Source organism: Ideonella lacteola, assembly GCF_038066555.1.
GTDB lineage: Bacteria > Pseudomonadota > Gammaproteobacteria > Burkholderiales > Burkholderiaceae_C > Ideonella > Ideonella lacteola.
Genome location: NZ_JBBUTG010000005.1, coordinates 122,654 through 140,327, shown reverse-complemented (window position 1 = coordinate 140,327; position 17,674 = coordinate 122,654). Strand labels below are relative to the sequence as shown.

At 69.8% G+C, this 17,674-nt stretch carries 19 protein-coding genes; 2 read left to right on the top strand and 17 right to left on the bottom strand.

The window, feature by feature from the left end:
• Nucleotides 1–29: 29 nt before the first annotated feature.
• From pufC to AACH06_RS10615, 13 genes are all read right to left on the bottom strand, one after another.
• Entirely contained in the window at nucleotides 30–1,127 is a 1,098-nt protein-coding gene (gene pufC / locus AACH06_RS10675) for a photosynthetic reaction center cytochrome PufC (protein WP_341425658.1), read from the bottom strand.
• Nucleotides 1,124–1,363: a hypothetical protein gene (locus tag AACH06_RS10670; RefSeq protein WP_341425657.1), complete on the bottom strand. Its 240-nt coding sequence runs from the start codon at nucleotides 1,361–1,363 to the stop codon at nucleotides 1,124–1,126. Before AACH06_RS10670 ends, pufC begins: the two co-directional genes overlap by 4 nt.
• Nucleotides 1,360–2,349, bottom strand: a complete 990-nt coding sequence (pufM, locus tag AACH06_RS10665; RefSeq protein WP_341425656.1) for a photosynthetic reaction center subunit M — start codon at nucleotides 2,347–2,349, stop codon at nucleotides 1,360–1,362. Before pufM ends, AACH06_RS10670 begins: the two co-directional genes overlap by 4 nt.
• 24 nt (nucleotides 2,350–2,373) lie before the next feature.
• A complete protein-coding gene (pufL, locus tag AACH06_RS10660; RefSeq protein WP_341425655.1) occupies nucleotides 2,374–3,198 on the bottom strand; it encodes a photosynthetic reaction center subunit L in 825 nt (274 codons plus the stop codon).
• A 120-nt stretch (nucleotides 3,199–3,318) separates the two neighbouring features.
• Entirely contained in the window at nucleotides 3,319–3,507 is a 189-nt protein-coding gene (gene pufA / locus AACH06_RS10655) for a light-harvesting antenna LH1, alpha subunit (protein WP_341425654.1), read from the bottom strand.
• Between the two features lie 11 nt (nucleotides 3,508–3,518).
• Nucleotides 3,519–3,755, bottom strand: coding sequence for a hypothetical protein (locus AACH06_RS10650; protein ID WP_341425653.1), 237 nt, complete (start codon nucleotides 3,753–3,755; stop codon nucleotides 3,519–3,521).
• Nucleotides 3,746–3,895, bottom strand: coding sequence for a light-harvesting antenna LH1, beta subunit (pufB, locus tag AACH06_RS10645; protein ID WP_341425652.1), 150 nt, complete (start codon nucleotides 3,893–3,895; stop codon nucleotides 3,746–3,748). The genes AACH06_RS10650 and pufB overlap by 10 nt, the downstream gene beginning before the upstream one ends.
• Nucleotides 3,896–3,986: 91 nt before the next feature.
• A complete protein-coding gene (gene bchZ / locus AACH06_RS10640; RefSeq protein ID WP_341425651.1) occupies nucleotides 3,987–5,423 on the bottom strand; it encodes a chlorophyllide a reductase subunit Z in 1,437 nt (478 codons plus the stop codon).
• Nucleotides 5,423–6,907 carry a chlorophyllide a reductase subunit Y gene (bchY, locus tag AACH06_RS10635; protein ID WP_341425650.1) on the bottom strand — a complete coding sequence of 495 codons (1,485 nt, stop codon included), beginning with the start codon at nucleotides 6,905–6,907 and terminating at the stop codon, nucleotides 5,423–5,425. The genes bchZ and bchY overlap by 1 nt, the downstream gene beginning before the upstream one ends.
• A 4-nt stretch (nucleotides 6,908–6,911) precedes the next feature.
• A complete protein-coding gene (locus AACH06_RS10630; protein ID WP_341425649.1) occupies nucleotides 6,912–7,928 on the bottom strand; it encodes a chlorophyllide a reductase iron protein subunit X in 1,017 nt (338 codons plus the stop codon).
• A complete protein-coding gene (gene bchC, locus AACH06_RS10625; RefSeq protein WP_341425648.1) occupies nucleotides 7,925–8,878 on the bottom strand; it encodes a chlorophyll synthesis pathway protein BchC in 954 nt (317 codons plus the stop codon). The genes AACH06_RS10630 and bchC overlap by 4 nt, the downstream gene beginning before the upstream one ends.
• A 147-nt stretch (nucleotides 8,879–9,025) precedes the next feature.
• Nucleotides 9,026–10,162, bottom strand: a complete 1,137-nt coding sequence (locus tag AACH06_RS10620) for a methyltransferase (protein WP_341425647.1) — start codon at nucleotides 10,160–10,162, stop codon at nucleotides 9,026–9,028.
• Nucleotides 10,163–10,189: 27 nt separating this feature from the next.
• The gene (locus tag AACH06_RS10615; protein WP_341425646.1) at nucleotides 10,190–11,071 is read right to left on the bottom strand and encodes a polyprenyl synthetase family protein; all 882 of its coding nucleotides are present in this window, start codon (nucleotides 11,069–11,071) and stop codon (nucleotides 10,190–10,192) included.
• Between the two features lie 85 nt (nucleotides 11,072–11,156).
• Here AACH06_RS10615 and crtD point away from each other — a divergent pair, with 85 nt between their 5' ends.
• Both crtD and AACH06_RS10605 read left to right on the top strand, forming a co-directional pair.
• Nucleotides 11,157–12,671, top strand: coding sequence for a 1-hydroxycarotenoid 3,4-desaturase CrtD (gene crtD / locus AACH06_RS10610; protein WP_341425645.1), 1,515 nt, complete (start codon nucleotides 11,157–11,159; stop codon nucleotides 12,669–12,671).
• Nucleotides 12,635–13,570 (top strand): carotenoid 1,2-hydratase, encoded by a 936-nt coding sequence (locus AACH06_RS10605; protein WP_341425644.1) that lies wholly within the window; start codon nucleotides 12,635–12,637, stop codon nucleotides 13,568–13,570. Before crtD ends, AACH06_RS10605 begins: the two co-directional genes overlap by 37 nt.
• 24 nt (nucleotides 13,571–13,594) lie before the next feature.
• Here AACH06_RS10605 and AACH06_RS10600 read toward each other — a convergent pair whose 3' ends face one another.
• The 4 genes from AACH06_RS10600 to AACH06_RS10585 are packed head-to-tail and all read right to left on the bottom strand — an operon-like array spanning nucleotide 13,595 to nucleotide 17,641.
• Nucleotides 13,595–13,765, bottom strand: coding sequence for a hypothetical protein (locus AACH06_RS10600; RefSeq protein WP_341425643.1), 171 nt, complete (start codon nucleotides 13,763–13,765; stop codon nucleotides 13,595–13,597).
• Between the two features lie 48 nt (nucleotides 13,766–13,813).
• Nucleotides 13,814–15,076, bottom strand: coding sequence for a glutamyl-tRNA reductase (hemA, locus tag AACH06_RS10595; RefSeq protein ID WP_341425642.1), 1,263 nt, complete (start codon nucleotides 15,074–15,076; stop codon nucleotides 13,814–13,816).
• On the bottom strand, nucleotides 15,076–16,098 hold the full coding sequence (locus AACH06_RS10590; protein ID WP_341425641.1) for a phytoene/squalene synthase family protein: 1,023 nt from the start codon (nucleotides 16,096–16,098) through the stop codon (nucleotides 15,076–15,078). The genes hemA and AACH06_RS10590 overlap by 1 nt, the downstream gene beginning before the upstream one ends.
• Nucleotides 16,079–17,641, bottom strand: a complete 1,563-nt coding sequence (locus tag AACH06_RS10585; protein ID WP_341425640.1) for a phytoene desaturase — start codon at nucleotides 17,639–17,641, stop codon at nucleotides 16,079–16,081. Before AACH06_RS10585 ends, AACH06_RS10590 begins: the two co-directional genes overlap by 20 nt.
• Nucleotides 17,642–17,674 lie beyond the last annotated feature (33 nt).

Genomic DNA, 17,674 nt, shown 5'->3' with positions numbered 1-17,674 from the left:
CGCCAGGAGCACCACGGGCGCCCGTGGCGCTATGGCGACTTGGTCTCCTGGCTCACCACCGCGGCGGTGGCCGCCAGGGCATCCGCCGGAATCGGGCCCGACGATGCCTTGGCCGCAGGGGCGATGAGTTCGGGGTGGCCGGCCAGCATCGATTTGCCGTACAACGGCTTGTAGGCGCCCTGGTGGCAGGTGGCGCAGCTGACCTTCGCCACGTCGCCGACCGGCCCCTTGCGCTGCGCCGGAAAAGTCGCCGCAAGCGGGTCAAGGTAGTTGCCGTTCACGTCGCGCGCCATGCGGATGCCATGCCAGGCCGTGATGCGCTGCGGAGAGCTTTCTTCCCAGCCCGAGAACTGCCGCGTGTTGTGGCAGAAGGTGCAGTTGACGCCCAGCGATCGCGACATGTGGGTCATCAGGCCGAACGTCGCTTCCGTCTGCTGCATCGATGCGCCACGGCCCGAGGGCAGGGCGGTGACGCCCTCAACCCGGATCTCGGTCGAACCGCTCAAGTAGGCCGAGAACGGGTCGTTCGGCAAGGCGGCCAGCCCGACACTGGTGGCAGGGCTGTTCTGCCCGGCCTTGTTGCCGATGAAGTGGTTGGTGTTCTGCAGCGGGGCGAACCAGGTCTGCGTCGGCACCGGGTTGCCACGGTGGCAGGTGTAGCAGGTGACCCCGGTACTGGCGACGTGGACTTTCCAGCTCGCATTGATGTGCCGGGTCATCTCCAGCATCCGGCGGGCGACCACCTTGGTGTAGAGCGAGTCGTCGGCCAGGTTCGCGGTGTTGTGGCAGTAGGCGCAGCCCTCTTTGGGGGCGACCCACGCCGTCATCGACAACATGGTGCGCGTGAACTCGCCCACGCTCTGATCGCCGAGCACCTTCACGTTCTGGAACACCTCCTTGGCCCGGGGGCCATCCGGCGAGGCGGGCGGCTGGTCCTCGGGCACGGCATTGAGGCCCTCCTGCAGGGCCAGCAGGCGCGGGTTGTAGACCTCGGTCATGCCGGTGCCTCGGTAGCCGAGCTGCACGGTGTCCATCGGTGGCCTTTCGCAGCCAGACAACGCGGCGAGCGCGATGGCGGCGAGGCCGCCCACACGCCCCAGCGCGGCGCGATGGCGAGGCGCCGTCATGGGGTGTCTCCCGGCACAGCCGCGGATGCGCCGGGTGGATCGTAGGCCGCTGCGGTGCTCGGCGGCGGTACGAGGTGGCTGGCCTGTGCCCATTGGTAGGCCTGTGCTGCGCTCTGGCTCAGGCCGATGGCGGCCGCGGGCAGTTGCTCCCAGGCCCACGCGGCAACGGTGGCGCTGCTCAGCAGCAAAGCCAGCGCCAACAGGCGCTTCTGGCGGTGGTCGTGCTCATGCCTCATGGCTTCACCCCCACAGGAATGGTGGCCGGGTCGACCACCGTACCGAAGACTGCCGGATAGGCCGGCGCGACGTGATGCTTGACGGCCCACAGGTACCAGTTGTCGACCACGGTGCCGGTGAGCAGGATGCCGATGCCGCCGCACAGCGGACACAGGACGGCGAACCACCAGGCCCAGCGGTGCACCGATTCCATCGTCGCGTTGAAGCCCATCGTCCAGCGCCAGAACAGGGCGGCCCGCTCCGACGCCGTGCCGCGATCGACGATCTGCTCGATCTCGCGTTCGCCGCCGAAGCGGCTGACCGCGAGGATCGTGGCGCCGTGCATCGCGAAGAGCAGCGTCGCGCCGTACAGGAACGCGATCGACAGCATGTGGAACGGGTTGTAGAAGAGGTTGCCGTAGCGCAGCGAGAACGCGGCCGTCCAGTCCAGGTGCGGGAACAGGCCGAAGGGCACCGCTTCGGACCAGTTGCCCATCAACAGCGGGCGGATGAAGCCGAGCACCAGCATCAGCCAGATCGCTGCCGCGAAGGCCCAGGCGACGTGGGTGCCCATGCCCAACGCGCGGGCGCGGCGGTACATGCGTGTCCACCACAGCAGCACCGAGCTGGTCATGAAGAAGCCTGCCATCAGCCACCACCCGCCCTGGTTCAGGGGCGGGAACAGGTGCAGCCCGTTGCTGGGCGGCGGCGGCTCGAGGCCGAGCCAGGGCAACTGGCGCACGAACTGCACCGGGTCCCAGCCCACCGACGCCCACATGTTCAGTCCGATGATCTCGAAGGCGGTGAAGCCGAAGATCAGCGAGGCAATGCCGAGCCAGCCGAGATAGATCGGGCCGATCTGCGCGTCGCCCAGCTTGCCGAGCCAGTACAGGTGCCCGACGGCGCGCGAACGCTCTCGGTCATCCGCGCCGATCGACACGGAGGCCGCGCCGCCGGCGGTCGGCGCCACCTGCACGCGGGTGAAGAGATTCTGGTATTCGGCCATGTCGTGTCTCCTCGTGCGCTGGGCTCAATGCCAGATGGGCAGGTTCAACCACCAGCTCCACCACTCGGGCCAGCCGCGGGTCCAGAAGGGCCCGCTGATGACGATGCACACAGCGCTCCAGAAGACGGCAGACAGAGCCAGAAACAGGCCGAGCCGGTGGATGCCGAGCGTGCCGATCGAATAGCCGATCGTGTCGCGGAAGAAGGTGTTCTCGTGTTCGGCGGTCTTCACCGTCTCGCCAGCCTTCGGATTGGTGGCCGAGAGGATCAGCGCGCCGTGCAGCGACAGCGCGAAGGTGGTGGCGAAGAAGAAGCTCACCCCCAGCATGTGCGCCGGGTTGTAGTGGAAGTGCAGGTACTGGTAGCCGGTGTTGGACACCCAGTCCAGGTGGCTGATGATCCCGTACGGGAAGCCGTGGCCCCAGGCGCCGAGCAGCAGTGGCCGGATGACCACCAGCGTCACATAGGCCAGGATCGCGAACGAGAAAGCAAAGGGCACGTGGTAGCCGATGCCCAGCTTGCGGCAGATCTCCACCTCTCGCAGCGCCCATGAGACGAACGAGCCGATGGCGCAGATGGTGATGAGCTGCCAGAGCCCGCCTTCCATCAAGGGCGCCATGCCGAGGCCGTATTTCAGGTCAGGCGGCGCGATGCTGATCTGCCAGAGGTTCCAGGTGGGCCCCTGCGATGCGCCCCACACGATGAGCAGCGTGCCCACCGAGGCGAAGAAGGCGGTGGTGACGCCGAAGAAGCCGACGTAGAACGGCCCGACCCAGAAGTCGAACAGGTCGCCGCCCACAAGCGTGCCGCCGCGCACCCGGTACTTTCGCTCGAAGCTGAGCATGGACATGGTCGCTCCTCCTACAGCCGACGAATTGCGCGCGCGACGCGCGAGCGTCGGGCCCTGGGGCCCTGGCGCGCGCCGCGCAGTCAGTCAGGCCGGCAACTTGCCGGCCCCCTTGGCACACCGCTACTTGGTCGGTGCGGGAGCGGGCATCGAAGATGTCTGCGCCGGGGTGGCGTGCTTTCCGCCATCGAGCCAGTTGAACCGGTCGGTGCTCAGCAGGATGAAATGGATCACCAGTGCCAGCACCAGCAGGAAAGTGATCAGCGCAACCAGCGCTCTGCGCGGGTCGAATAGAAGCCATATCTTGTACATGTGAATGCTCCTCAAATCAGCAGTGGCATGAAGGTGCTCACCGCCGCCCTCACGCCTCCGATCAGTGACTTTTCGCTCTCGGCCCCCGGGAACCACGGCCGCCAACGCACCATCAGCGCTTCGGCGATCACGGCGATCATGAGAAAGAGAGCGAAGGCCACCACGAAGATGACCATGAACGACCGACGGTCGTCCGCCGGCGCCGCGTGGGCGCTGGCGGGCAGGCCGGCGGCTGTGCTCAGAGCCACGGCCGCCACGACCACACGAGCACGTGGGCAACGATCGCCACGAGCGTGAAGCCGATGAAGCTCTTCATGAAGATGCCGTGGAACTCTCGTGCTTCCTCATCCGTGAGGCCGGAAAGCGAGCCTCTCCTGTCGTCAACCATCAACATTGCTCCTAGAAAAGTGGCCTCGCGGCCGTCACCGCGCTGGACCCGCGCGGCAGGGTGGGCGCCGGCCGGACGCAAGCGGGTGCTGTCATGCGACCCCCTCCTCGACCCACGCGGCGCTGACTCGGTCGTGCCCGGCGCGGCGGGCCTTTTGCTCGGCGTGGTCGCGCAGGCGCTTGGCCGCGGAAATGCGCACCAACACAGGCTGCGCTTCCACCAGCGCGTCGAGCCTCGCTCGGGCATCGTCGTCCCACGGCAGCGGCTGGTGCTGCCGGGCGGGGGTTGGCTCGACACGGTCTAACTCCGTGCCGAGCGGCAGGATGTGGAACAGCGCGTCGAACAGCGCGTTGCACACTTCCTGCAGCACATAGGTGGCACCGGCGTAACCCATGAAGGGGGTGCCGGTGGCGCGGCGGATGATCGCGCCCGGGAACGAGGCCGGGATGTAGCTCGGCTTCATCGGCCCCTTGGCAGAGGCTTCGGCCAGGTACATGCGCTCGTTGAAACTGCCGAACATCAGCAGCGGCGTCTTGGTCTTGACCAGCTCGCGCACCGCGGCGTTGTCAGTCTTGGCGCCGGGGATGCGCGGCACCGCGAACTGGCAGGGCAGGCCCAGCTCGTCTTCGAGAAAGTGACGCAGCCCGCGGCTGTAGGTCTCGTTGGCGACCACCGCGAAGCTGGCAGTGGCGAAGAAGTCCTGCGTGACCGAGCGCCACAGGTCCCACACCGGCTTGATCGTCGTGTGCTTCTCGCGCTCGATGAAGGGCTCCGGGTCGAGCCCGGTCAATTCGCCGAGCTTGCGCAGGAAGGCGGTGGTGCTGTGCAGGCCGATGGGCGCCTGCAGGTAGGGCCGGTCCAGCGCTTCGCACAGCATGCGGCCGAACTCGCGGTACAGGCAGATGTTGACGTCGGCTTCCACCAGGCGCGCCACGTCCGCCACGTGGCTGCCGAGCGGGAACACCATGTTCACCTCGCAGCCGATGCCCTGCACCAGGCGGCGGATCTCGGCCAGGTCGCTGGGCCCGTTGAACATGCCGTAGCTCGGGCCGATGATGTTCACGCGCGGCCGCTCGCCGGGCTTGCGTACGCGGGCCGGCACCTTGCGCAGGCCGTATTGCTGCCAAAGCCAGTAGATGGCCCGGTTGGCGCACTGCCACTGGTCTTCGTCGATGGTGCGCGGCAGGAAGCGCTGGATCGTGGTGCCCTCGGGCGTCACGCCGCCGCCGATCATCTCGGCGATCGAGCCGGTCACCACCACTGAGGGCAGGTCCGGGTCCAGCACCGCGTGCGCGCGCTTCATCGCGCCTTCGGTGCCCTCGCGACCGAGCTGCTCTTCGGCCAGGCCGGTGACGACGATCGGCAGCTCGTGCGGCGGCAGCGCGTCGGTGTAGTGGAGCACCGACGTGACCGGGAGGTTCTCGCAGCCCACCGGGCCATCGATGATGACCTGCAGGCCCTTGATGGCGGTGAACACGTAGACGGCGCCCCAGTAGCCGCCAGCCCGGTCGTGGTCCAGCACCAGCATCAGATCATCTCCTCGGCCTTGCGCTTCTTCAGCAGCTTGATGACCTGGCGGCGGGTGTCGGCGCGGAACTCGGGGTGCATCTCGGGCACGCCTTCCCACACGCCGGCGCGGTCGCCTTCGCCGGTCTCGCCGAAGAACTCGCTCATCTGGTCGAAGCGCCCCTGGTTGGCGATGGCTGCGTTGATGACCTGCGCCAGCGAGCCGGCGCCCGCCGGGCCCATCAAGGGCCGCGCTGAGATCAGGTTGGTGAAATACAGCGCGGGCGTGCGCGCCTGCTTGGCGGCTTGCACGACCGGCGTGGTGCCGATCGCGAGGTCGGGCTTGAACTCGCGCATGGCGGCCAGGTCCTGCTCGAGCGAGGCGCGGAACTGCACGTGCACGCCGCGGGCCTGCAGCCAGTCGCGGTCGGCCTCGTTCCAGGCGGTGCGCGGGCAGGCGGTGCCGCAGTAGCGCAGGTCGGCACCGCTTTCCACCAGCAGCCGGGCGACCAGCAGCTCGGAGCCTTCGTACCCCGACAAGGTGATGCGGCCCTTGATCGGTGTGGCCGCCAGAGCGCCCTTGATGGCGGGCAGCATGCGGTTCTTCACCGCATCGATGCGGGCCTGCTCGACATTGCAGGCCTGGCCGATGGCCTGCAGCCAGGCCTCCGTGCCGTCGTGACCGACTGGCGCCGAGCCGACGATCGGGCGGCCGGCGGCTTCGAACTCGCGGATGCTGGCGGTGTAGAAGGGATGGATGGCGGCAACCGCCGTGCAGTCCAGTGCGGCATAGAGTTCGCGCCACTCGCGGGTGGGCACCACCGGGCCTGCCGCCAGGCCCATGGGCTCGAGCATCATGCCGATCACCATCGGGTCGGCCGGGAACATCTCGCCCAACAGGCTCACCGTGGGCTTGTCGCTCACGCCGGTGCGCGGTGCCTGCACAGGGCCCTGCTCGGCCTCATGGCGGGCGTACTTCAGCATCGCGCCGGCCAGCACGTCCTTGGCCTCGGCATGGGTGGGCACGCCGAAGCCCGGCACGTCGATGCCGATGATGCGCACGCCGTTGATCTGCTTGGGCAGCAGGCGCAGTGGCACGCCGCTGGCGGTGGGCACGCACAGGTTGATCACGACGATCGCGTCGTAGTCTTCCGGCCGGGCGTGGGCATGGACCGCCTCGCGGATGTCCTCGAACAGCTTGCCGGTGACCAGCGTCTCGCTGTTGAAGGGCACGTAGCCCACGCTGCGCTTGGCGCCGTAGAAGTGCGAGGTGAAGGTCAGGCCGTAGACGCAGCAGGCCGAGCCGCTGAGGATGGTCATCGTGCGCCGCATGCGCAGGCCCACGCGCAGCGAGCCGAAGGCCGGGCACATGCTTTGCGGCTGGTCGTGCGGGCCGCGGTCCGGGTCGGTCGGGTAGTCCTTGGCGTACTGTTCCAGCGTCTGCGTCGTGCCCGCAGCCTGCGCGGCGGCGTGCTTCAGGTCCGGCCCGGAGTGGCAGTTGCTCATGGCGTCAGGCCGCGTCGTAGATGACTTCGAGCGTGGGCTTGGCCTGCTCGCTCTTGCCGATCATGTCGAACAGCGTGGCCGGCTCCATCTGGAAGTCGCGGCCCGTGCTCTCGGCGCTGAACAGGCCGAGCAACTGGTCCTGTGTCTGCGGCGTGGGCCGCTGGGGCGGTGCCTCGGCCACGTTGGTGGCCAGCTCGGCAAACAGCGGGCCCCACTCGCCATCGGGCTTGCCGATGATCTCGTAGCTGGCGCTCTTGCGGCGGATGTCCTCGTTCGCGGGGATCGACGCCAGCACCGGGATGCCGGCGTTCTTGGCGAAGGCCTGGGCCTCGCCGGTGCCGTCGTCCTTGTTGATCACGATGCCCGCCACGCCGACGTTGCCGCCCAGCTTGCGGAAGTACTCCACCGCGCTGCACACGTTGTTGGCGACGTACAGCGACTGCAGGTCGTTGCTGCCGACGACGATGACCTTCTGGCACATGTCGCGCGCGATCGGCAGGCCGAAGCCGCCGCAGACCACGTCGCCCAGGAAGTCGAGCAGCACGAAGTCGAAACCCCAGTCGTGGAAGCCGAGCTTCTCCAGCGTCTCGAAGCCGTGGATGATGCCGCGCCCGCCGCAGCCGCGGCCGACCTCGGGGCCGCCCAGCTCCATCGCGTAGACGCCGTCGCGCTTGAAGCAGACGTCGCCGATGGCCACGGCCTCGCCGGCGAGCTTCTTCTTGCTGCTGGTCTCGATGATGGTGGGGCAGGCCTTGCCGCCGAAGAGCAGGCTGGTGGTGTCGCTCTTGGGGTCGCAGCCGATCAGCAGCACCTTCTTGCCCTGCTGGGCCATCATGTAGCTCAAGTTGGCGAGGGTGAAGCTCTTGCCGATGCCGCCCTTGCCGTAGATGGCGATGATCTGCGTGGTCTTGGCGGCCGGCGAGGTGGCCACCGGGTCCGGCTCGATGGCGGCCTCTGCGCGCAACTGCTCTTTCATCATGAAGTGGACCGGAGCCACGGCCGGAATGGCAGGTGCGTTCATGAGCAGTGTCTCCAGTCCAGAACCATCTTCAGGCAGGCCGCGTCGCCGAAGGCGGTCCGGTAGGCACCGGCGGCGTGCTCGGCTTTTTCGTGGTGGGTGATCAGCCCGTCGAGCGAGAACGCGCCGGCGCTGGCCAGCTCGGTGACGGCGAGCAGGTCGTTGCGGTGCCACTCGGCCGCGCAGCGGATCTGCACCTCGCGCATGAAGGCCGGCGCGAAGGCGAACTGCAGCGGTTCGCTGTAGAAGCCGGCCAGCACGATCTGCCCGCCGGGCGCGAGCCGCATCACGAGTTGGTCGAGCAGGGCCGAATCGCCGCTCACGTCGTAGATGGCGCGGTAGTCCCTGCGGGGATCGTCCTTCGGGTCGATCACGGGGTAGCCGGTGGCGCCTTGCGCGCGGGCGGGGTTGGTTTCCCAGACGGCGAAGTCGGTGTAGCCGGCGGCGAGGTTGAGCCTCGCCAGCAGACGACCCATCACGCCGTGGCCTACGATCAGATCCGGCGGCGTCACCACATCGTGCTTGCCGCCGCGGGCGACCGAGTGGTAGGCCGTCGCCGCCAGCGCCAGCAGCACCGCCTGCTCGCCGAGCGTGTCGTCCAGCGTCACGGCCCGGGCACCCGGCAGTACCACGCGGGAGGCCGCGCCGCCGAACAGGCCGCGCACTTCGCCGTAGCAACGCGCACCGGGCACGAAGACGCGTTCGCCCACGTCGTGGCCTGCGTTCGGGCCGGCCTGGACCACGCGCCCCACCGATTCATAGCCAGGCACCAGTGGGTAGCCCATGCCCGGGAACGAGGGCATGCGGCCCGTCCACAGCAGGCGCTCGGTGCCGGTGCTGATGCCGCTCCACTCCACGTCGACCACGATGTCGTCGTCGCCGGGGGGTTGGAGGACGAGCCGGCTCAAGCTCAAGTGCTCCGGTTGCTCCATCACCACCGCGAGGCTGTGCATGGCGCGCGTCCTTGCCGCGCGGCGTGCCGCAGGGCGTTCAAGTGTGTGGAGGGCATGCATCGAAGAGGTGCGTAGAGCTTGAATGTCATACTACGCGTACTCAATCGCGTGTCAATAGGAGTTGACACACGATTTGTCTGCCGCTGATCAGCCGGGTTTGCGGGCGACCAGCAGGCCGCATTGCAGCGGCAGCCGGGTGGTGCGGGCCTCCACCTCGGCAAAGCCCGCCTCGTGCAGCAGGCGGGTGAGTTCGGCGGCGGAGCGTGGGCGCCCGCGGCCCATGGCGAGCAGGTAGAGGTTGAAGTAGGCGTCGCCCATGGGTTCGGCGCCGCGCGTGCGGGCCATCGGCTCGGCGACGAGCAACACACCGCCCGGCGGCAGGGCCGCGAACGCCGCGCGCATCAGGTGGCGGGCGCCATCGTCTGATTGATCGTGCACCACCCGGACCAGCGAGATGACGTCGGCTCCCGGGGGCAGCGGATCGGCCAGGAAATTGCCACCCACGAAAGTGCCGCGCCCGCCCAAGCCCAGCGACCCGAGTCGCGCCCGCGCGCGCTCGACGACTGGAGGCAGGTCGAACAGGATCAGGCGAAGGTGCGGCTCGCGTTCAGCGGCCGACACGAGGAAGCGCCCCTCGCCACCCCCGACGTCCATCAGGCAGGCGTGCTGCCGCAGGCGGTACGCGCTCAGCACTTCGTCCGCCACCAGCGGCTGCGAGGCTGACATCAGCTCTGAGTACGCACCCACCCGATCGTCAGGCAGCTCATCCGGGGTGCTGGAGGTCGCGTAGGGCCAGTAGCTCGCCAAGCGGCCGACACGATCGCCGCGCAGCAGCGCGACCGGATCCTGCAAGTCGGCATAGAGGATCGCGTGGTGCCGCACGAGCGCCGCCAGACCGGCGTTGTCCACCAACGCGACGCCCAGGGGCCCCAGGCCGAAGAGATCGCGCTGGCGGCGCTCCACCAGGCCCAGCGCCGCCGCCGCATCGAGCAGCCGGTGCGTGGCGTCGGCTGGCAACTCCAGCGCAGCGGCCAGCGCCGTGGCGGTCATCGGCCCCTCGGCCAGCCGATCGAACAGCCGCAGCTGGACGCAGGCCAGCAGGGTCTGCGAGTAGACGAAGCCCGCGACGATGTCGAACAGCGCCCGCGCTCTGCGCCGCGCCACCCAGCGCGAGGGCCAAAAGCGCAAGGCCCGGCGACGGAAATCGGCACTGATCAGCGACTGGTCGCGCCAGCTTTGCCAACGCGTCAGCAGTCCAGGAGCGATCGATGGGTTGATGTTCACGGGACCAGCGATCGGCGGCGCCGACTGTCAGGCGGCCGAGGCCAGCCATTCCTCGAGCAGCGCCTTGGGCACCAGGCGCTCCGACTCTCGCTGGACCATCCGACGCAGGCCGGTGGCGCCACGGCATGGGGGCACCGACTGCTGCGCCTGGGCGATCAGGTCGGCGAAGTGGCCCAAGGCGTGGCGCAGCCCTTGCTCGCGGGTGATGTTGGGCCGGTCGAGCGCCAGGTCGCGGCCAGAGGGCTTGCCGAGCCACTGTGCCGTGGCGGCACTGTCGCGGATGTCGTCCGCCACCTGGTAGGCCTCGCCCAGCTGCTCGCCCAACACACGCCACGCGCGCGCATCGGCACCCGCTGCCAAAGCCCCGCCGGCGGCTGCCGCTGCAAACAACGCGCCGGTCTTGGCACGGTGGTAGTCGCCCAGCACGACGCGCGGCTCGCATTCCCAGGCCTGGCCGGCGGCAATGCCGCATGGCATGCCCACCCCCGCGGCGAGCACGGAGACGAGGCCGGGAAGGCGGCCGGGCGCTTCAGCCGCACCGCGCCCCAGCGTCTCAAAGGCCAGCACGATCAGCGCGTCGCCCGCCAGGACGGCCAGCCGCTCGCCGAACGCGCGGTGCACCGACGGCTGGCCACGCCGCGTGGGCGCGTCATCGAAGCAGGGCAGGTCGTCGTGGACCAGCGAGGCGCAGTGCAGCAGCTCGATGGATGCGGCCATCGCGTCGGCGAGTGCCGGATGGTCATCGCCACAGGCGGCGGCCACCGCCAGGCACAGGGTGGGGCGGATGCGCGCGCCGCCCGGGAACACCGCGTGGCGCATGGCTTGTGCGAGCTTCGGCGGGTGGCCCTCTCGTTCACCGAGGGCGAGCGCCGCGTCCAGCGCGAGTTCGATGCGAGCCGACACGTGCATGCGGGCCTCCGGTCCGATGCCGCTTGTAAATTACAAGCGACTTGTAGAGCGTAAACTAATATAGACACATGAAGTGTCGTCGTCAATGAGACCGCGTTCCGTCCTCATCGTGGGTGCGGGCGTCGCCGGCCTGGTGGCCGCGCTTCGCCTGGCCGAACAGGGGCTGAAGCTGCTGGTGCTGGAGCGCGGCGCCGCACCCGGCGGCAAGCTGCGCGAGCGGCCCGTCGGTGGGCGGTGGCTGGACAGTGGCCCCACCGTCTGCACGATGCGCTGGGTCTTCGACGAGCTGTTCGAATCGGTCGGTGAGCGTCTGGAGGCTCACCTGAGCCTGCTGCCAGCCAAGATCCTCGCCCGCCACGCCTGGAACGCCCACGACCGTCTCGACCTGCATGCCGATCTGGAAGCCACGGTCGATGCGATCGGCGGTTTCGCCGGTGCCGCCGAGGCGCGCGCCTACCGCGGCTTCTGCCGGCGGGCGAGAACCATCCACGACGCGCTGGAGCAGCCCTTCCTGCGCGGCCAGCGCACCAGCGTTCTCGGGCTGGTGCGGCGCAGCGGGTGGCGCGGGCTGCCTGGCTTGGCGCGCATCTCGCCCTTTGCCCGCATGTGGGACGAACTGGGCAGCCATTTCGCCGATCCGCGGCTGCAGCAGCTGTTCGGCCGCTACGCCACCTACTGCGGCTCGTCGCCCTTCCAGGCCACGGCCACCTTGATGCTGGTCGCCCATGTGGAGCGCCAGGGCGTGTGGCTGGTGGAAGGTGGCATGGCGCGTATCGCGGATGTGCTGAGCAAGCTCGCTCGCCAACGCGGTGCGGAGCTGCGCTGCGATGCCGATGTCGCGCAGATCCTTGTCGAGCGGGGCCGCTGCGTCGGCGTGCGGCTGCGCGACGGCGAGGAACTGCGGGCCGACGCGGTCGTCTTCAATGGCGACGTCGCCGCGCTCGCCGCGGGTCAGCTGGGGGGCGCGGCGGCCGAAGCGCTGAGCGCCTCTCGACGGCGCTGGGAGCGGCCGGAGCAGAGGTCCTTGTCGGCGCTGACCTGGCTCGCCGTGGCCCGATGCGAGGGCTTTCCGCTGGAGCGCCACAACGTGTTCTTCTCGCCGGCGTACCGGGCCGAGTTCGACGACATCCAGCGCCATGGCAGCCTGCCCTCGGACCCCTCGGTCTACGTGTGCGCGCAGGACCGCCCCGCTGCGGACGCGAGCCCCCCGCCCGAAGGCGAGCGCCTGCTGTGCCTGGTCAATGCCCCGGCGCGCGGCGACCTCGGCCCACCCTCTTTGCAGGAGATCGAATCATGCGAGCAACGCGTCTTCCAGCGCCTCTCGGCCTGCGGCCTGAAGATCCAGCCGCTGGCGCCGATCCAGCGGAGGACGCCGGCCGATTTCGCGCGCCGCTTCCCGGCGACTGGCGGGGCACTGTACGGACCGCCGAGCCACGGTTGGCAGGCCTCGTTTCGCCGCATGGGGGCCCGGCATCCGCTGCCTGGCCTGTACCTGGCGGGGGGCAGTACACACCCCGGGCCGGGGGTGCCGATGGCGGCGCTGTCGGGCCAGCGGGCCGCCGAATGCCTCTGGGAGGACCTGGCTTCGACACGCCCCTGAATCCCGGCGGGTACGTTTGGTGGTACCTGGACGCGACGAGCGACGATGGCCGCCATGGCCTGACGCTCATCGCGTTCATTGGCAGCGTCTTTTCGCCTTACTACGCTCGCGCTCGCCGACGCGGCCCGGCGGATCCGGCCGACCATGTGGCGCTGAACTGTGCGCTGTACGGCACCGGGCCGAATCGCTGGACCATGACCGAGCGCGGCCGCGGCGCGCTGCAGCGCAACGCCACCCGGCTGCAGATCGGACCCAGCGCGCTGCAATGGGACCGCGGGGTGCTCGAGGTGACGCTGGACGAGCTCGCAGTGCCTTGGCCGGGCCGGGTGCGCGGCCGGCTGCGTGTGGAGCCTTCGACGGTCATCGAGGGCGGCCCCTTCACGCTCGATGCCGCGGGTGCACACCGTTGGCAGCCCATCGCGCCACGCGCGCGGGTCTCGCTGCACCTCGATGCGCCGGCGCTGCACTGGTCGGGCGAGGGCTACCTCGATACGAACTGGGGCGACACGCCGCTGGAGGAGTCGTTCAGCCGCTGGCATTGGTCGCGTTGCGCGCTGCCTGATGGAAACAGCCAAGTCCGCTATGACGTTCACCGGCTCGACGGCAGCACGATGTCGCTGAACATGAAGGTTGGCCGCGATGGTCAGCTGAACCACGAGCCGCCCGGACCGACGCTTGCCCTGCCGCGCACCCGCTGGCGTCTCGCGCGAGAGACCCGCGGCGAGGCGCGACTGCTGCAGACCTGGGAGGATGGCCCGTTCTACGCCCGGTCGCTGCTGTCTGTGCAGCACCGAGGGCAAGCGATGCGCGCGGTGCACGAGAGCCTGTCGCTCGATCGCTTTGCCGCCCCGTGGGTGCAGGCGCTGCTGCCGTTTCGCATGCCGCGCCGCGCCGGCTGACGCGCAGGCCGCGGCGGCGTCTCTTCACACGGGCGGATCGGGCGGGGGCTTGTCGCCAGCCGCATCGCCCGCTGGTTTTCCAGCGGCCGGCGGCCGGGGCGGACGCCGCAGGCTGCGCAGCTCCCACCATGCGATGCCGAGCACGAGGCCGAAGACGAGCAGCAGTTCGATCAGGCCGAACAGATGGCCTTCCATGGCGCCCTGCCTATGGTGCTCTACCCGGGGTGGTCCACTGAGCGTGGTCTACGGGCGGCCGCGCAAGAACAGGCGCGTCACGTGGTCGGCCACCTCGGGCTCGCCGGCAGAGGCATGCAGGGCGGCCATCGGCCCGTGCAGCATCTTGCTCGTCAGTGCCCGTGCCAGAGCCTCCAGCACGTTGTCCACCGTTTCGCCACGCGCCAGACGCCGCCGTGCACGGGCGAGTTCCAGGGCGCGCCAGTCGGCGGCCTGGCCCTGCAGCGTGACGATGAGCGGCACGCTGCCGCGCTCGTCCATCCAGCGGCCGAATCGGCGCACACCTTCGTCGATGAGCGACTCGGCCTGCGCCACCGCCGCCCGGCGGCGGGCCCCGGCGCCTTCCACCTGGACGGTCAGGTCGTCCAGCGTGCGCAAGTACGCGTCAGGCAGGCGCGCGACCTCGGGCTCGACGTCGCGCGGAACGGCCAGGTCGAGCAGCAGCATCGGCCGACGGCGCCGCGCCTTCAAGGCCCGCTCCACGGCGCCCAGGCCGATCAGCGGCAGCGCACTCGCGGTGCAGGAAATGACGATGTCGAACTCGTGCAAGCGCTGCGGCAGGTCGGCCAGGGGAATTGCCGTGCCGCCCAGCTTCGCCGCCAGCGCTGCGCCGCGCGCCGGTGTACGGTTGGCGAACACCAGCGCCTCGGGCCGGCGCGCCGCGAAATGCGTGGCCGCGCGCTCGATCATCTCGCCCGCGCCGACGCACAGCACCCGCGTGCGACCGATGTCCTCGAAGAGTTGCAGTGCGGTGCGCAGGGCCGCCGCGGCCAGACTGACCGACTGCGCGCCGACGTCGGTCCGCGAGCGCACCTGCTTGGCGACCTCGAAGGTCCGCTGGAACAACTGGTGCAGCGTGCTGCCCAGGCCGCCGGCCGATTCCGCGGCGCGCATCGCCTGCTTCATCTGGCCCAGGATCATGGGCTCGCCCAGCATCTGAGAATCCAGGCCCGAGGCGACGCGGAAAGCGTGCCGCGCCGCCTCGGCGCCCGTCATCGCATAGGTGTGGCCGGCCAGTTGCCCGGCGGTCATCCCCGCGCGGCCCGCCAGCCAAGCCAGCGCCTCTCCCTTCAGCGTGTCGTCGTTGGCGGCCGCCACGTACAGCTCGGTGCGGTTGCAGGTCGAGAGGATGGCGGCTTCCGGCTCCGAGCGCGCCAGGTGCAAACGCAAGTTCTGCACGCTGCCGGCCAGGCCCTCGAAGGGGATGGCGAAGCGGCCGCGCAGATCGATCGGCGCGGTGCCGTGGTTCAGACCCACAGCGATCAAGGCCATCAGGAAGCCCTCCGGGCCATGACTGTCGTCTGCACGCGCTCGCGTTGCGACAGACGCAGGAAGAGTTCGAGGACGAAGTCGGCATCGCTGCGGCGGCACGCGTCCCGCACGGCCGCCACCAAGATGCGGTTGGCATGCAGCGGCGGCTCGTGCCGGCCGGCGGCCAGCGGCCATGGCGTGACCGCCGCGCGCGCCAGCAGCCACGCACGCCGGCCTGGCGAAACCACCGCGCGGCGCGGCCAGCCGCTCGCGCCCACACGCAGCACTTCGTGGCCGATGGCGGCATAGAGCAGGCGGGCCGCGTTGATGCCCGGGCGGCAGCCCAGCGGCAGCGCCGAGATGCCACTTGCCGCTCGCGCATACAAACCATCTGCCGCCGCCAGCAGGCGGCGCAGCACGCCTTCCAGCGCCGGGCTCCAGGCCGGCGCGGCCAACCAGGCGTCGCCATCGATGCCAGCCTCGCGCAGCCACTCGCGCGGCAGGTAGAGCCGCCCGCGGCCTGCATCTTCTGCCACGTCGCGCGCGATGTTGGAAAGCTGCATGGCCACGCCGAGGTCGCAGGCGCGGGCCAGGGCGGCGGACGAGCGGGCGCCCATCAGCAGGGCCATCATCGCGCCCACCGAGCCCGCCACTCGCGCGGCATAGTCCAACAGCTCGTCCAAGCTGTCGTAGGTGCGGCCCTCGGCGTCCCAGGTCAGGCCCTCCAGCAATTGCTCGGGCAATAGGCGCGGGATGGCGTGCCGCGCGACGACCGCGCCGAGCGCCCGGTCGACCGCGTTCGAAGTGGGCTTGCCGTCGTAGGCTGCGTCCAGCCGCGCGCGCAATTTCGCGATGGCAAGGTGCCGCCCGCCATGCTCATCGACGGTGTCGTCCGCCACGCGGCAAAAGGCATAGAGCACGGAGGCCGACTCGCGCACGCTGGCGGGCAATAGCCGCGACGCCGCATGGAAGCTGCGCGCGTGCTGCTTCAGCAGGGCTGAGCAGGCGGCCACGTCGGCGGGGTCAGGCCGCGGCAGTCTCATGGGCACGTGCCAGTTGGCGGCCGTGGGGCACCACACGGTCGAGGATGCGGGCCGACGACAGCACGCCGGGCAGGCCGGCGCCTGGGTGCGTGCCGGCGCCGACCAGGTACAAGTGCCGCACCTCTTCGCTGCGGTTGTGCGGCCGGAACCAGGCGCTCTGGGCCAGCTGCGGTGCCAGCCCGAAGGCGGCCCCGCGGTAGGACGACAAGGTGTCCTGAAAGTCTTGCGGCGTCAGCAGCCGCGAGGTCACCACCGCGTCCTCCAGGCCGGGCAGCAGGGTGGCCGACAGGCGCCTGGCGATGAGCTGACGGTAAGTCTCGGCGTGAGCGCGCCAGTCGATGCCACTGGCCAGGTGCGGCACGGGGGACAGCACGTAGAAAGCGTCACAACCCGGCGGAGCCATCGAGGGGTCGGTGGCGGTGGGGCGGTGCAGGTAGAGGCTGCAGTCGTCGGCCAGCAGGTGGCGGTCGAAGATGTCACCAAGCAGGCCGCCGTAGCGCGGGCCCAGCGCGATCGTGTGGTGGGCGACATCCGGGTACTGGCGGCGCGTGCCGAAGTACCAGACGAACAGGCTCATCGAGTACCGCGCCCGGTCGAGCCGGTGGTCCGTCCAGCGCTGCCGCTTCACGCCAGGCAGCAGATGCTTGTAGGTCCAGGCGGAGTCGGCGTTGCTGACGACCACGTCGGCCGCCATGCGCACGTCGCCGTCGAGCCGCACGCCGCAGGCGGTGCCGCGCTCGACCAGGATCTCGTGCACTGGCGCGTTGCAGCGAACGGTGCCGCCCTGGCCCTCGATCAACCGAACCAGACCCTGCACCAGTTGGCCGGTGCCGCCCATCGCGAAGTGCACGCCCCACCGCCGCTCGAGGAAGGCGATCAGACAGTAGACCGAGGTGGTGTCGAAGGGGTTGCCACCGACCAGCAGCGACTGGAAGGTGAGCACCGTGCGCAGCCGCTCGTCCTGCACGTATCGGGCCGCCAGCCCATAGACGCTGCGGTAGCCCTCGAGCTTCAGCAGAGCCGGCAGCGCACGCGCCATGTCGGTCCAGCGGTCGAAGGGCACGTGGGCCAGTTGCTCGAAGCCGACCTTGAAAATGGCCTCGCTCGCGGCCAGGAATCGCTCATAGCCGGCCACGTCGTCGGGCGCCACGCGGGCCACTTCGGCGCGCATCGCGGCCGCGTCGCCGCTGTAGTCAAAGGTCTCGCCGTCGTCGAAGCGGATGCGGTAGAAGGGCGCTACAGGTCGCAGGTCGACGTCGTCCTGGAGGCGGCGGCCGCACAAGGCCCAGAGTTCTTCGAAGAGGAAGGGCGCCGTGATCACGGTGGGGCCCGCGTCAAAGGTGAAGCCGTCCTGGCGATGCACGCGGGCGCGTCCGCCAGGCTGATCCAGCTGCTCCAGCACTGTGACGCGGTAGCCGCGGGCACCCAGGCGCACCGCGGCGGCGAGCCCGCCAAAGCCGCTGCCGATGACGACGGCGTGGGGACGAGGTCGACGCGCGGGCAGGGTGCTCTGGATCGGTGATGTGTCCACACAGGTTGTCAACTTGGTTGTATAGTAGTAGTGTCAATGCAAATT